Source organism: Extibacter sp. GGCC_0201, assembly GCF_017566055.1.
Taxonomy (GTDB): Bacteria; Bacillota; Clostridia; order Lachnospirales; family Lachnospiraceae; genus Extibacter.
The window spans coordinates 21,113-34,978 of record NZ_JABFCH010000023.1; the positions used below are offsets into that span (position 1 = coordinate 21,113).

Consider the following 13,866-nt stretch of genomic DNA (forward strand, 5'->3'; position numbering starts at 1 on the left):
CCGTAAAATCCCTGCTTTCTCTACCGAGAACGGCGGGGATTTTTGCTTGTTGGGAAGTTTCCCAAACCCTCTGTTTTATGGAGGGTTTTACCCTCTGAAACCGAAGAAAGGAGGTTACACATGGCAAGTTTACGGGACACCGTAAAGGACTATCAAGAAGAATTAAGGGACGGTATCGCTTGGGTGGCGTTTTGGAAAACGGGACGTTCTTGGAACGCCGAATATTTCCACCTTGAAATGAGCGACTACATTTACCCGGAGGACAGAAGCCGCATGGAAGAAATCAAACAGGCTGACCCTGCCGCCGTTGTGGTAAACGGCTATTATTCCGGCTATCTTGGCGAGGATATGAACCTTGACGAGCTGACCGCCGGGGTGCGCCGCCACTACGAAAACGGATATAGCAATATCGGGGAATTTATCGAAGCCCACGACGACAGGCTGCCGCCGGAGCTTATCGAGGAAGCAAGAGCCGCCGCCCACGCTGCGGGGCTTCCTTTCTCTGAAAAAGCCTACCGGGACGGCGAAGAACCCGACCCCTATATTTTTGACGGGAGCATGAGCATGGAGGACTACGAACTTATGCACCGTATGATTGAAAACGAAAGGAGCGAACGCATGGTAGAAACGATTTTAAGCGGGTATCTTTCTAATCTTGGAAAGTACACCGAGGGCAGACCTGCGGGCGAATGGGTATCATTCCCCACGACTGCCGAGCATTTGAAAGAAGTCTTTGACCGTATCGGGATAGACGGCAAAAACTACGGGGAGCTGCATATCACAGAATACCAGTCCTCTATTGCAGGACTGGCAGGAAAATTGACCGAGCTTGAAAGCCTTGACGAACTGAACTATTTGAGCGAACTTTTGAAAATGCAGTTTGACGACGACCGGGAAAAATTTGTTGCAGCTATGGAATACGGCGACCATACAAGGGACTTGCAGGATATTATCAACCTTGCACAAAACCTTGATTGTTACTGGCTTTACCCGTCCGTACAGAGTGAGGAAGATTACGGGCATTATCTGATTGAAGAACTGGACGAGTTGGAGCTGCCCGAAGAAGCAAAAAAATATTTCATGTATGAGGAATACGGGCGGGACGCTGCTATCAATGACGGGGGCAGCTTTACCGAGCAGGGCTATATCTACAATAACCGCAACACCTTTACACAGTGGTACGACGGGCGCGACGTGCCGGAGGAATACCGGGTAACGCCGCAGCCGCCAGTACAGGAAAAGGAACAGGCAGACCTTGACGCTTCCGCAGCCATACAAACCGCCGCCACAGAGCAGCCCCCGGTTCTCCCGATTATCCTATCTTCTGAAAAGCCCGCCGATAAAATGAAAGAGATTACCGACCGACTGGAACAGGGAATTTTAGGACTGTATGAAAGCGACCGTTACGCCGATTATCTGCGTACCATGTCAAAATTCCATGATTACAGCCTTAACAATACAATCCTTATCGCCATGCAGGGCGGCAATCTTGTGAAAGGCTATAAACAATGGGAAAAGGAATTTGACCGCCATGTAAAGCCCGGAGAAAAAGCTATCAAGATACTTGCACCGTCCCCGTTTACCGTCAAGAAGCAGGTGGAAAAAATCGACCCGGACACCCAAAAGCCTGTTTTCGATAAGGACGGAAAACCTGTTACCGAAGAAAAAGAAATCAAGATACCCGCTTTTCGTGTAGTATCTGTCTTTGATATTTCACAGACCGAGGGAAAAGAACTTCCTGCCCTTACCTATGAGCTTACGGGCAACGTGGAACAATACAAGGATTTTTTCGCTGCCCTTGAAAAGACTTCCCCGTTTGCTATGGGATTTGAAGCACTAAGCGGCGGCGTAAAAGGACGCTGCAATTATGAGGAAAAGCGTATCTTCATCAACGAGGGCATGGACGAATTGCAGAATATCAAGACCGCAATCCATGAAATCGCCCACGCCACGCTGCATGATACCGCCCTTGCCATGCCGGAACGCCCCGACCGCCGCACCCGCGAGGTACAGGCGGAAAGCGTCGCCTATGCGGTCTGCCAACATTACGGGCTTGATACGTCGGACTATTCTTTTGGGTATATCGCCGGGTGGAGCAGCGGAAAAGAACTTGCAGAACTGAAAGGCTCTCTTGAAACAATCCGCAGCACCGCCGCAAATCTGATTGATACCATAGACGGACATTTTGCAGAAATCCAAAAGGCACAGGATAAGGAACAGACCACCGAACAGGCACAGCCCGCACAGGAAGCCGCCAAACAGCCCGAAACAAAAGCAGCCGCGCCGGAGCTTCCCGAAGAAACAGCCCCGGTACAGGAAAAAGAAGCACAGCCGGAACAGGCTGCACCCGCCGCCCCTTATTATACTATCAATGAAGCTGCCGCCAAACGTGCAAAGGATATGAACAGTTTTTCCGATTATAAGCAAGGCAGCGCGACGGCTGAATACAGGCACTATGTAGATGAAGCCGTACAACTTGCAGAAAGGCAGAAACAGCGGGTAGACCCGATGTACCATGAGAAAATCGACAGCCTGCTTGACACCTATGCCCGGAAACTGGCGGCGAACATGAATAAAGGCTATGAGATTGACGCGCGTGTTCCCTCTATCCTGATTGCGGGCGGCTCTAACTTCCCCACAAGGAAGAAAGAAAAGCAGAACGCAGCCCGCGACAGCAATTACCGGGAATGGCAGGACATACAAGGGCTTCTTGATAAAATCCGCAGTACCGGCATGGGCGGTATCAGCGCAGACGACCCGCAGGCAGTACAGAAGTTAGAAAAGAAACTGGAAAGCCTTGAAAAATCACAGGAAACCATGAAAGCCGTAAACGCCTACTACCGCAAGCATAAGACCCTTGACGGCTGCCCGCATTTACCGCCGGAGGAACTGGAAAAATTGAAAGCAGACATGGCGAGCAGTTGGCATTTGGAGGACAAGCCCTTTGCGACTTGGGCGTTATCCAACAACAGCGCAGAAATCCGGCGCGTGAAAGACCGTATCAAATCCCTTTCACAGCAAAAAGAAATCGGTTTTGTAGGTTGGGAATTTGACGGCGGCAAGGTGGAAGCAAACACCGAAGCGAACCGACTGCAAATCTTCTTTGAGGATAAGCCGGACGAAGCCACGCGGGAAGCCTTAAAAAGTAATGGCTTCCGTTGGTCGCCAAAAGCCGGGGCATGGCAGCGGCAGCTTACCAGTAACGCCTACTATGCGGCTGATTATGTGAAAGCGATTGCTCCCCTTACCGGGGAAAAGCCTACCGAGTTACAGCGGGCGCATATCCGGCAGCAAAAGGTAGCTGCACAGGAACAACCCGCACAGGAGCAGCCGGAGCAGGAAGCCCCACAGGACAAAGACACCTTTTCCATTTATCAGATAAAAGGCGGGGACGAAACAAGGGACTTGCGTTTTGAGCCTTACGACCGTCTGATTGCCGCCGGACACCGGGTAGACCCGAAAAACTATGCCCTTGTCTATTCCGCACCTCTTACGCCGGGGACTTCCCTTGAAGATATTTACACCCGCTTTAATATCGACCACCCGAAAGATTTTAAGGGACACAGCCTTTCTGTTTCCGACGTAGTGGTGCTTCATCAGAACGGGCAGGACACCGCCCACTATGTAGACAGCTTCGGTTATAAGAAAGTGCCGGAATTTTTGCAGCCGGAAAACTATCTGAAAACTGCCGAGCAGACCACCGAGCAAAACTACAACATGATTGACGGGCAGATAAACAACACCCCGACCGTCGCAGAATTGGAAGCAAAGGTAAAGACAGGAGAAACCATTTCCCTTGTTGACCTTGCGGAAACTGTCAAGGCTGACAAGGAACGTGGCAAGGCAGCAAAAACGGAAAAGAAGCCCTCTATCCGGGCGCAGCTTAAAGCAGCGAAAGAACAGACACCGAAGAAACAGGCAAAACAGAAAACACAGGATTTGGAAAGGAGCTGACGCATGAATAAGTTTGAAAACGTGGATATTTTCGCTTCTCTTGACGCTATCATGCGGCAGAATACAGGATTTTTCCAAAGTGATTTTGACATTGACAAGGAGATTATCGCAAAAGCAGCGGCAAGCCCTAACAGAGAGGATAAGACGCTGCTATGGTTTTGCCGCCCGTCCGGGACGCATTGTTTTAAGGAGCGCGACGTGTTCCTAAAGGATACCGCCGCCCACAATACATGGTGTTTTTACAAAGAGCAGACCTGCGACTGCGTTCTTGCCTATGCCGTCGAGCTGACGGGCAGGGAGCGCGGGAAAATCAAAGGCAATCTTTATGAGCTTGACTATGCAAGGCAGTATGAGCGCGTTAAGGACAATGCGCTTGCCGCCGACACAGTCAAGTTGATTTATGAGCATGGGACAAGGGAGATACCCGCCGGACAGCATTTTAACGGAAATCCCGATACTTCTTTAGGGAAGTTTGAACACTTTGAAGCAGTACCCAACGACCCGGACGCGCTACAATTCCTTTTACGGGAAGAAAAGCAAAAACGGGATAAACTGACACCGGGCGACTTCAAGGAACATACCGCCGCCCTGCGTGCTGGGCTGATTGAAGCCGAAGCGCGGCGCATTGTGCAGGAAATGAAGCGCAGGGACACGCCCAATAGCCCTAATAGGACACATTTCATGGTGGAGCTGTCCCCGACATTTATGCAGCTTGCGTCCTCTAAGGACACCGACCGTCTGTTTTCCATGTTGCCCTATAAGACACTTTCCTTTTCCAAAATCGAGGGCAGACATGGAACATACGCCTTGATTGATAAAAATGAAAACCGGGGCACAGATATTCGCAGGGTGCGCCCCTCAATCCGGGCGCAGCTTGCCGCTGACAAAAGAAAAGCCGCCCCGAAAAAGGCGGCTGTAAAATCAAAAAATCACGAATTGGAGGTATGAGCATGATTAGACTGACAGTTGAAGAAACAAACCTGTTGAGCATTTACAATGAGGACGGCAAACGTGGGCTTACAGAAAACATCAACGCTGCGCTGCCGTTCATGGACGAGGATATGCGGGAACTGGCGAAACGCACCCTTGCGAAAATCGCACCTCTGACAGAAAATGAGTATGCGGAGCTTGCTATTTTCGCCGCTGATGAGGTATGACCGGGATAAAGCGGCTTACACCACCCCAAAGCCGGAAAGTCAACAGCCTTATAAAAAAGGAGTGCTGCAACTGCGATAACGGACACTGTATTTTACTGGACGACGGGGAGGAATGTGTCTGCCCGCAGCTTATTTCCTATTCGCTTCTTTGCAAATGGTTTCAGACCGCCGTATTGCCCCTTGATAAGCTGCTGTATGCAGAGCTTTTCAAGACCGAGGATAAAAAGCGTTGTACCGAGTGCGGAACTTCTTTTGCGTCCACCTCTAACAGCGTCAAATACTGCCCGGACTGCCGGAAGCGTATTACCCGCAGACAGGCAGCGGAGCGCATGAGAAAACGGCGCGCCCTTGTTACGTAGTAGGGGCAAAAAAAGCCTTGATTTACGGGGCTTTCAGTGCTTGAAAATGACGCGGCAAGGGTTTTATACCTTATCCCCTAAAAATGACGTTCTATTGCGTAACAGATACCAAAAACGCACCTACATAAAACAGGGCGCGGACAGTCTTTTGTTGGCTGTCTGCGCCCTGTTCTTTTACTTTATTCGTGCAGTTCTTCTATATCCTTTATTCGGTTTTCCAATAGGATATACAGCTCTCCATTCTCTCCCCTTATAACCAGAGTATCATTTTCATCGGAATAAGTTCCATATTCCACACATTCTATATATCCGATAAGTGTATTTCCGTCCTCAAAAGTAATTTGGATTTTACTGTCTGCGTTAATATAAGTTTCTACGCCATAACTGCCATTTTCTAATGTTATTCTGTAACATGGTGTAATACCAACCATTTTCATAATTATTCCCGTTCCTTTCCTTTCTTCCGTTCCGGCTCTTTGCCTTGCCGCAAAATATTGTCTATGTTCTGTTTGATAACGTCGTATTCCTTGACCTGTTTTTTCAGCTTGCCATAATCAGCGTAAAGGGCTTCTTTTTGCGCTTGTAGTTTCCCGTATTCTTCCTGCATGGCGGCAAGATTGGGGAGTTTAGTAACGCCCGCCGCTTTCAGTGTCTTTACTGCCGCTTCATGGAGTATCAGACTGCTTTCCTGCTTTGCCCGGTATGCGTCCTTATCCTTTGCCCTGCGGTATGCTTCATAGACAGGTTTTGTCTTTTGGTAGGTAGTAACGTGCTTCATCAGCACCGCCATATCTGCAAGACGCTTTTCCACGCTCTTTAATGCGTCTGCTGTCTTTTCATTTTCCGCATTTACTTCCTCAATCCGGCTGACTAAATCTGCGTACTGCTCAATCTTATGTTCTGTCAAGAAATTCATAGTCTTTGCAGCCAGTTTCAGATTATGGATTTTCGCCCACTGTTCATAGCCCCGGCTCTCTTGTGCCTTGATACTGTTTTCAATGTCAATAAGCAGCGATACGCCGCGCTGCTCTTTGGGAGCTTTCGCTGCCTTTGTGCGTTTGCCCTCTATCCGTTCTCTTATGGCTTCCTCTGTATAATCTGTACCGAGAGTTTTCAGACGGGTAAAGCGTTCCTGTCCGGGAGCGCGGCAGGAGATATATTTTCCCGGCTTTATCTCATAACCCGCTGCCTGTAACCGCTGCAACAATTCTTCAAAACTTGCTACTTGGGGGATAAGCGTATCAACGGCAATTTTCAGCTTGCCTTTCCAACTTGTACCGACCTTTTCCGCTTGATATTCTGCATAGCTTTTTCCCTTGCTGCCTTTGCCCGGAACGACAACAGACAGCCCGTTTTCCCGGCACAGCTTATCGCTCATGTTCCGTATGCCGTAGTAACTGCGCTTATTGGAATTGTACTTATGGTAGTCAACAAAATTGACCGCACAAAAAATGATATGGTTATGGATATGCCCTTTGTCTATGTGGGTAGTTAAGACGTATTCATGCTGTCCCTTTGTTACCGCGTCGGCAAGCTGCTTTCCGATTTCGTGGGCTTTCTCATAATCTACTTCTCCCGGCTCAAAGGACTGTATCAAATGGTGGGCGAGATTGTTTCCCTTATCTATGGCTTGTGCAAGCGTAAATCCAAACTCAATATCTGCCGTTTCATAGCTGCACCCAAAGGAGGACACAAGCATTTTCCCGTCTGTTTTATCCGGGTTTTGGATATAGTCAAGGGCTTTGCTCAACGTGCTTTTAATAGGCTTAATCTTTGTAACCGCCATATCTCCGCAAGCACCCCCTTTATTTCCTCTATGTCCTCTTGGTAAACGCTGCCTGTCGCATTGACACGCTTTGCAATCTGATTGATGTTGACCCCGATTTTCTGTATCTCTGCTGTCATGCCTTTTATATCGCTATGGTCTGTCTGAATGATATACCCGTCAATGGCAATCTTGCGAAGATACGCCGCCATGTTCCGGGTAGGGACAAGCTTCATTTTCTGTTCAATCAATGCCCTTTCTTCCTCTGTTACATAGAATTTGATTTGTATTTTTCTTTTGCGTCCGTTCATGCAATCGCTCCTTTCCATTCCGAGGGTTTGGGACACTTCCCAACAAGCAATTTTCAACCGACGCACCGCAGGACGGGAGGGCGAAAATACGGAAAAGGGTACTCTTTTCCTATGCTTGCTACGAAACTTTATCCCTTACTACCTACAACACCGGGAACGGCAAATTTGACGAACTTTCCCAAAAGAAAAACGCCGCAATCTGCGACGTTTCAATCACTCTATATAAACAAAAACGAGAGAACTTTATTCCCCCGTTTCGTCGTTGTTGGCTTCCTCTATTCCTTTTGCAGTAGCAGACAGGATTTTCAAATCTTTTTCGCTCATACCGTCAAGCATAGTATCGAGCTGACGGCGGCGCGTGGATTTCTCCTGTTCCCGTTCCGGGAAAAAGAACTGGTCTACTGATACATCAAGCAGGGTTACAAGCTCATATAAAATCTGTAAACTTGGGTGCTGCCCGCTGTTCTCAATGGACGCGATATATCGGGGCGCAATATTCAGCGTATCGGCTAACTGATTGCGTGATATTCCCTTTGCTTTTCTTGCTGCTTTAATGGCTTGCCCGAAAGCCTTAAAATCAAATTTTTCTTTGTTCTGCTTCATAGTCATTTCACCCAACTACATTGTATATTTCATCTTCCTTTCGAGATATGATTACACACAGCACATTATTGACTGAAATAGAGCATATCATATACTTGATATTATTCGGCTATCCGAGTATAATTATACTGGTAAAATTTGAGGAAAGGGCGTTTTGATTATGGAATATATGTCTTGTCCCGAAGCGGCAAAGAAATGGGGAATTTCTGAAAGACGAGTACAGATACTTTGTAGCGAAAATCGCATACCGGGCGTTTCAAAACTGGGGTATATGTGGCTGATACCAAAAAACGCGGAAAAACCTTTTGATATGAGAAAGAAACAACATAAAATGCAGATACAATAAACAAACAAATAAACCTTACAACAACTGTAAGTGGTGTGGTTGCTTCTTATGCAGTAAAATTATATTCGTAAGATAAGCGTAAGCAAAAAATGTGAGGTGTGAGATATGAATGATACAAAAAAACTATTAGAAGTACGCGACTTGCACAAAGCATATTCCAAAGAGGGGGTTCCAACAAAAGCACTAAACGGAATTACCTTTGATGTTCTGAATGGCGAATATTTGGGAATTATGGGAGCCAGCGGTTCTGGAAAAACAACATTGTTGAATTGTATTGCTACGGTCATTAAACCAACCTCTGGACAAATTTTACTTTCAGGTGCCAATATAAGCTCTTTTGATGGCACGAAGTTGGCTGAATATCGTGGCAACAAGATTGGTTATCTATTTCAAGATTTTGCTTTACTTGATAATCTAACTGGTAAAGAAAATATTATATTGCCTTTATCAATTCATAATATTGACATTGTTACAGCGGAAAAAAAGCTAAAAGATATAGCAGATTTTCTTGGAATTACAGACGTTCTTTCTAAATTTCCGTCACAAATGTCGGGCGGTCAAAAACAACGCGTAGCTGCTGCACGTAGTTTGATTTCTGACCCCGATATTATTTTGGCTGATGAACCTACAGGTGCATTAGATACAAAATCAGCACGTTTACTCATGGAGAAGTTACAGGAAATCAATCTTAGGCGTGGACGCACAATCCTAATGGTCACGCATGACCCTAACGCCGCGAGTTTCTGTTCTCGTATTTTGTTCATTCAAGACGGTGTTATTTTCCATGAGTTACGTCGTAAAATTCCAAATGAAACACAGGAAGATTTTTATGCACGTATTTTACAAGTGATGGCTCAAATGGGGGGAGGAAGTGCAAATGTTCTTTAATCTCACATGGCGAAACGCCAAACGGAGCCGTAGCGAAAACCTAATTTATTTTCTGACAATGATAACAGCCGTAGCAATGTTTTATATAGTGCTTTCTCTTGGACAACAGGACGTAATACGTTTTTTAAGTGAAATTGAGAGCGACGCAGTAGAACGGTTGCTTACTAATCTTTTACCGACGGTTTATCTTTGTGCTTTATTATTTGTGTTCTTTCTCGTAGTATTTGCAAACAAATATCAACTTGAATGTCGTAGTCGAGAACTGGGGCTTTATTTGATGTTTGGAATGACAAAGATTAAATTATTTATTCAAATAATGACAGAGGGGCTAATCACGTCGTTTTTAGCTCTTTTAGGAGGGCTTGTATGCGGTGGCTTTTTATCCGAAGCTATAAGTCTTACAACCGCGCGTTTAGTAGGGCATGGTATCATTACACACCAATTAAGTTTTTCTGTAAGTGCCGCTATTTTCACATCGTTAGGCTTCTTGATTATTCAGTTTGTAGCATTGTTTGTTCTATGCGGAAAGCTGTTCCGTAAAGAGCTACATCAACTTGTTTATGGAGAGATGGCGAAAAAGCAACGCACAGGGAATCCATATGTAAGTTTCGTATCGTTTGCTATAGGCACCGTAATTTTGCTTGTCGCGTACTGGATTGTTGTAGAGCATTTTATGGCTGCGAGTGGGGCAATGCTGCTTATTGCCGTTTTACTTGGAATTATCGGAACAATTCTATTTATTCGAGGACTTGCAAGAATTTTGAGTATATGGGCAGCTTCTATAAAACACAAAGCCACAAGAGGACTTTATGTATTTACTTTACGGCAGTTGCATGAAAATGTCGTTAATAAATATATTTCAATCAGCGTAGCGTCCATTCTGATGATGCTTACTATTATGTTAATTACCGACGGCTCAGTGCGCATAATGTCATATGGAAGTGAATTGACACGAGGTACTTCTGTTTATGACTTTACTGTAATGGGCAACGACCAAATTGTTGAGAAGTATCTTTCCAACGAACAAATTCGTCCTTATGTATCAAATCTGAACCGTATGGAAATAGGAAATATAAAATCCACTGCTTCGGATGGGATAAGTTCTCCTGTTGATTGGTCGAAATTTAGGAAACAAATCGTGCAGCATTTACCTCAAGATGTAGTAGACCCTGCCACACAAGAAGATGGTATGTATAGTTTTGGCTCCGACCAACCTGCTGCCTTAAACCTTTTAGGTCTTATTGATACTGGTAGTTCTTCTCCTTATTTGCTTCCTGTATCTTCCTATAATCGGTTATTGGATGCCGCGGGAGAAAAACAGATTAGCCTTGGGAACAATGAAGTTGTCTATTATCTCAACCCAGATTTTTTAGGTAATGCTCAAGATGAAACGGTTACACTGTTAAATCAAATTGCAGCAGACGCACAGGCGAATAATGAAGCGTTGCTTTCTATCAACGAAAGACCATTTTATCTTGTTCCCTCTGTACCGATGAAAGGGTTGACCGCAGATGAAAATATCAAGATTATAACTGCATTGATTGTTTCAGATGAGATATATTCAGAATTTGTAAATTCAGACACTTGTATGGTTTATTGGAACTTTTGTATTCCTAATGAACTTGTTGAAACAAAAGGTTTAATGTTACCGATTATGGAAGCTCGTGATTTGTTAAAACCATCTGGTCTATATTACGAAAGCTATCTTAATAATTTTGGGCGACAATTATTTTATGTTATTTCCGGAAGTTATACAACACTATACATGGGATTTATGTTTTTGATTATTGCGTGTGCATTACTTGCCCTGCAATTCTTGACGCAAATGCAAACTACAAAATCAAGGTATCTAACACTCTCTATTTTAGGAGCACGACGTGAACAAATTAAGCGTTCTATCAACCAACAAGTATTATGGTATTTCCTGCTTCCTCTTATATTAGCGTGTATCAGCGGAGCAGTAGGGATATATGCCATGCAGCTATATTTATATTCAGGAGCGGCACACCTTGAACAGTCCTATCCTCTTTTAATTGCTATGGCTGTTATTGTTGTTCTTGTTATGGTAATTTACGGTGTGGCTGTTGCTCGAACAGCTAATCGTGAAATAGGAAAGCTCAATTACAAGCCCAATTCTTAACAGGCTTATAAATATTATGGGAAAGGAGGCGGACATATTGGCAAAGATAGTTGTGGTTGAAGATGATGTTTATATGCGAGAAGAACTGTTGAACTTATTAGAAAAATCGGGATATGATACGATTGGATTATCGGATTTTGAAAACGCAGTATCAGAAATAGCAGCATATTTTCCCGACTTAATTTTGCTTGACATCAATCTTCCCTTTCGTTCGGGTTTTGAAATATGTAAAGAGTTGAAAGCTAAACAGATTGGTACGGTACTCGTATTGACTGCAAGAGATAAATTGCAGGACGAACTGCACGCATTAGACTTGGGGGCTGATGACTATTTAACAAAACCTTGTAATATGTCACGTTTACTTGCCCGAATTAAAAATCTTCTTCGACGTAAAGAAGAACAGGTACAGCAAGGGTTACTTGATGGAGGTGGTTTTTTACTTGACCCGAATACCTTTACAATTTATGTAGGGAATAGCTCTTACCTTATGCCACCGAACGAAGGAAAAATATTACTTGCTCTCTTGAAAAATAGCCCTAAGATTGTTTCTAAAAAAGAATTATGCATTAGACTATGGGGAACAGAAGAATTTATAGACGAAAATGCATTACAAGTAAATTTTACTCGGCTGCGAAAAACGCTTCGTGAATTTGGTCTTGAAGAACGTATAGAAACAGTGCGCGGTCAAGGCTACCGCTTGAAAGAGCAGGTGCGCTTATGAATAAGTTGAAAATACTTTTAATCTATATTTCCTCTAACCGGGTATGGATTATTACACTTGCCTGTTTGGACTTGTTCTTTATATTTCTTGCTTGGTTGGCTAACCCTGATTATTTTATAAATTATGCTGCATTGATAATTTTTGTGTCATTTGCCGCACTTGCTATTCCTCTTGCTATATCAATCAGAAAACGTAACAAGGCAGACGCTATTTTTCGGCGTTTTCTATTAGAGCCGGACGATACCAACGAATACTTACTGTGTGAAGCTGTTCCCGCTGTAATACGCCCTCTTATCTGTGAATTGGGAAAACATTTGAGGACGCAGCAAGAATATATCAACGAACAGAAAATTACAGTTACAGACTATGAACACTATGTTGAAAATTGGGTGCATGAAATCAAAAAACCACTATCCCTTATGACCTTGCTACTGGATAATCGAAAAGATGAAATGTCCCCTTTGGTTCATACTCGTATGCTTTATGTACGCGACCATACCCGACAGGATATAGAACAAATTCTATACTTTTCAAGGCTTGGGGCTACACATAAGGATTACTCTTTTGAGTCGCTTTCAATTCTTGGAACTTGCCGTGAAGCAGTTGAAGATAATTTAACGCTTCTTGAAGAAGCCGGATTTTCTATTGAATATACCGAAAACGATTATCAAGTGATTTCTGACAAAAAAGGTCTGATGTTCATTTTAGGACAGATAATCAGTAATAGTGTGAAATATGTGGGAAACAACCTTGCCCCACGGCTCATATTTTCCATAGCTGATAGTATGAATAGTGAACAGATTTCTTTATCTATCAAAGACAACGGCACAAGCATACCATTGTCTGACTTACCCTTTGTTTTCGACAAGGGGTTTACCGGAGATACGGGCAGTTACCTTAGTCGTTCTACAGGTATGGGCTTATACCTTGTTCAGAAAATGGCAACTGACTTATTTATCACGGTGGAGCTTAAAAACAATTCATACGGTGGAACAACCGTAACCTTGACGTTTCCAAAAGTGTAACGTCTATTTGGGAGGTAGTGAAATGCAGTTACAGAATGAAATAGTAAAAAAGCACACGCCAATAAAAAGCTTGCTCATTGATTGGTTAATTATATTTGGAACGTATCTTTTTATCCGCATATTCTTTGCCCTCTTTGGGCTTCATCAGAATATTGTCCTCTTGGGCTGTTGCCTTGCGATATTGCCCTATCTTTTTGGGGCGTTATATTTACAGAAATCCCACAAGCAATGTCAATTATGGCTTGCTGCATTGGCTATTTTAATACCGTCGGTCGTTGAAAAAGCAGCAATATATTTATTTGGTGCGTACTTATACAATTTAAGACCGATAAATGTTGTAGGAGTTATGGAAGCGATTAAGAGTAACGCACCATATACAAACTTCATTAAAAATCAATCAGCACAGAATTTAATAAATCTATCATATTTTAATTGGACATATATTCTATGCAGTATAGCTATTTCTGTTTTGGTTATCCTGCTTTTACATAAGACAAAACAAAAAAGTAATAAAGGATAATGAGAAATTTTTGAAATTGACATAGTATAGAACATCTGCCGGACGACGGCAAAGAAAAAAAGCCGTCGCAACGCAGA

General features: G+C 44.0%; 14 protein-coding genes. 10 read left to right on the top strand and 4 right to left on the bottom strand.

Annotation, left to right across the window (positions count from 1 at the left end):
- Positions 1-120 precede the first annotated feature (120 nt).
- The 4 genes from HJV72_RS14540 to HJV72_RS14555 are packed head-to-tail and all read left to right on the top strand — an operon-like array spanning position 121 to position 5,470.
- On the top strand, positions 121-3,954 hold the full coding sequence (locus HJV72_RS14540) for an antirestriction protein ArdA (RefSeq protein WP_002610337.1): 3,834 nt from the start codon (positions 121-123) through the stop codon (positions 3,952-3,954).
- Between the two features lie 3 nt (positions 3,955-3,957).
- Entirely contained in the window at positions 3,958-4,902 is a 945-nt protein-coding gene (locus HJV72_RS14545; protein ID WP_002610339.1) for a hypothetical protein, read from the top strand.
- The gene (locus HJV72_RS14550; RefSeq protein WP_003533362.1) at positions 4,899-5,111 is read left to right on the top strand and encodes a transposon-transfer assisting family protein; all 213 of its coding nucleotides are present in this window, start codon (positions 4,899-4,901) and stop codon (positions 5,109-5,111) included. Before HJV72_RS14545 ends, HJV72_RS14550 begins: the two co-directional genes overlap by 4 nt.
- The gene (locus tag HJV72_RS14555) at positions 5,108-5,470 is read left to right on the top strand and encodes a cysteine-rich VLP domain-containing protein (protein ID WP_002610343.1); all 363 of its coding nucleotides are present in this window, start codon (positions 5,108-5,110) and stop codon (positions 5,468-5,470) included. The genes HJV72_RS14550 and HJV72_RS14555 overlap by 4 nt, the downstream gene beginning before the upstream one ends.
- Positions 5,471-5,649: 179 nt before the next feature.
- On the opposite strand, the gene HJV72_RS14560 is transcribed toward HJV72_RS14555, so the two are convergent.
- The 4 genes from HJV72_RS14560 to HJV72_RS14575 form a co-directional block, all read right to left on the bottom strand.
- Positions 5,650-5,907, bottom strand: a complete 258-nt coding sequence (locus HJV72_RS14560) for a hypothetical protein (protein ID WP_002610344.1) — start codon at positions 5,905-5,907, stop codon at positions 5,650-5,652.
- 2 nt (positions 5,908-5,909) lie between these two features.
- Positions 5,910-7,256, bottom strand: a complete 1,347-nt coding sequence (locus HJV72_RS14565; protein WP_002610346.1) for a relaxase/mobilization nuclease domain-containing protein — start codon at positions 7,254-7,256, stop codon at positions 5,910-5,912.
- Positions 7,217-7,546, bottom strand: coding sequence for a plasmid mobilization protein (locus tag HJV72_RS14570; protein WP_002610348.1), 330 nt, complete (start codon positions 7,544-7,546; stop codon positions 7,217-7,219). Before HJV72_RS14570 ends, HJV72_RS14565 begins: the two co-directional genes overlap by 40 nt.
- Positions 7,547-7,789: 243 nt before the next feature.
- Positions 7,790-8,149: a helix-turn-helix transcriptional regulator gene (locus tag HJV72_RS14575; protein WP_286439335.1), complete on the bottom strand. Its 360-nt coding sequence runs from the start codon at positions 8,147-8,149 to the stop codon at positions 7,790-7,792.
- A 160-nt stretch (positions 8,150-8,309) separates the two neighbouring features.
- Between HJV72_RS14575 and HJV72_RS19860 the strand changes: the two genes are divergently transcribed.
- From HJV72_RS19860 to HJV72_RS14600, 6 genes are all read left to right on the top strand, one after another.
- Positions 8,310-8,495 carry a helix-turn-helix domain-containing protein gene (locus HJV72_RS19860; protein ID WP_003533355.1) on the top strand — a complete coding sequence of 62 codons (186 nt, stop codon included), beginning with the start codon at positions 8,310-8,312 and terminating at the stop codon, positions 8,493-8,495.
- A 105-nt stretch (positions 8,496-8,600) separates the two neighbouring features.
- A complete protein-coding gene (locus tag HJV72_RS14580; RefSeq protein WP_002610352.1) occupies positions 8,601-9,383 on the top strand; it encodes an ABC transporter ATP-binding protein in 783 nt (260 codons plus the stop codon).
- A complete protein-coding gene (locus tag HJV72_RS14585; protein WP_002610354.1) occupies positions 9,373-11,523 on the top strand; it encodes an ABC transporter permease in 2,151 nt (716 codons plus the stop codon). Before HJV72_RS14580 ends, HJV72_RS14585 begins: the two co-directional genes overlap by 11 nt.
- A 37-nt stretch (positions 11,524-11,560) precedes the next feature.
- Positions 11,561-12,244 (top strand): response regulator transcription factor, encoded by a 684-nt coding sequence (locus tag HJV72_RS14590; protein WP_008727270.1) that lies wholly within the window; start codon positions 11,561-11,563, stop codon positions 12,242-12,244.
- Positions 12,241-13,269, top strand: a complete 1,029-nt coding sequence (locus HJV72_RS14595) for a sensor histidine kinase (RefSeq protein ID WP_002610358.1) — start codon at positions 12,241-12,243, stop codon at positions 13,267-13,269. Before HJV72_RS14590 ends, HJV72_RS14595 begins: the two co-directional genes overlap by 4 nt.
- Positions 13,270-13,291: 22 nt before the next feature.
- Positions 13,292-13,789, top strand: coding sequence for a hypothetical protein (locus HJV72_RS14600; RefSeq protein ID WP_002610362.1), 498 nt, complete (start codon positions 13,292-13,294; stop codon positions 13,787-13,789).
- The last annotated feature ends 77 nt before the right edge of the window (positions 13,790-13,866 follow it).

Coding starts and splice junctions, on each gene's coding strand:
- HJV72_RS14540 (WP_002610337.1), top strand. CDS start 121: ATGGCAAGTTTACGGGACACCGTAAAGGACTATCAAGAAGAATTAAGG.
- HJV72_RS14570 (WP_002610348.1), bottom strand. CDS start 7,546: ATGAACGGACGCAAAAGAAAAATACAAATCAAATTCTATGTAACAGAG.
- HJV72_RS14550 (WP_003533362.1), top strand. CDS start 4,899: ATGAGCATGATTAGACTGACAGTTGAAGAAACAAACCTGTTGAGCATT.
- HJV72_RS14580 (WP_002610352.1), top strand. CDS start 8,601: ATGAATGATACAAAAAAACTATTAGAAGTACGCGACTTGCACAAAGCA.
- HJV72_RS14585 (WP_002610354.1), top strand. CDS start 9,373: ATGTTCTTTAATCTCACATGGCGAAACGCCAAACGGAGCCGTAGCGAA.
- HJV72_RS19860 (WP_003533355.1), top strand. CDS start 8,310: ATGGAATATATGTCTTGTCCCGAAGCGGCAAAGAAATGGGGAATTTCT.
- HJV72_RS14545 (WP_002610339.1), top strand. CDS start 3,958: ATGAATAAGTTTGAAAACGTGGATATTTTCGCTTCTCTTGACGCTATC.
- HJV72_RS14560 (WP_002610344.1), bottom strand. CDS start 5,907: ATGAAAATGGTTGGTATTACACCATGTTACAGAATAACATTAGAAAAT.
- HJV72_RS14595 (WP_002610358.1), top strand. CDS start 12,241: ATGAATAAGTTGAAAATACTTTTAATCTATATTTCCTCTAACCGGGTA.
- HJV72_RS14555 (WP_002610343.1), top strand. CDS start 5,108: ATGACCGGGATAAAGCGGCTTACACCACCCCAAAGCCGGAAAGTCAAC.
- HJV72_RS14565 (WP_002610346.1), bottom strand. CDS start 7,256: ATGGCGGTTACAAAGATTAAGCCTATTAAAAGCACGTTGAGCAAAGCC.
- HJV72_RS14600 (WP_002610362.1), top strand. CDS start 13,292: ATGCAGTTACAGAATGAAATAGTAAAAAAGCACACGCCAATAAAAAGC.
- HJV72_RS14575 (WP_286439335.1), bottom strand. CDS start 8,149: ATGAAGCAGAACAAAGAAAAATTTGATTTTAAGGCTTTCGGGCAAGCC.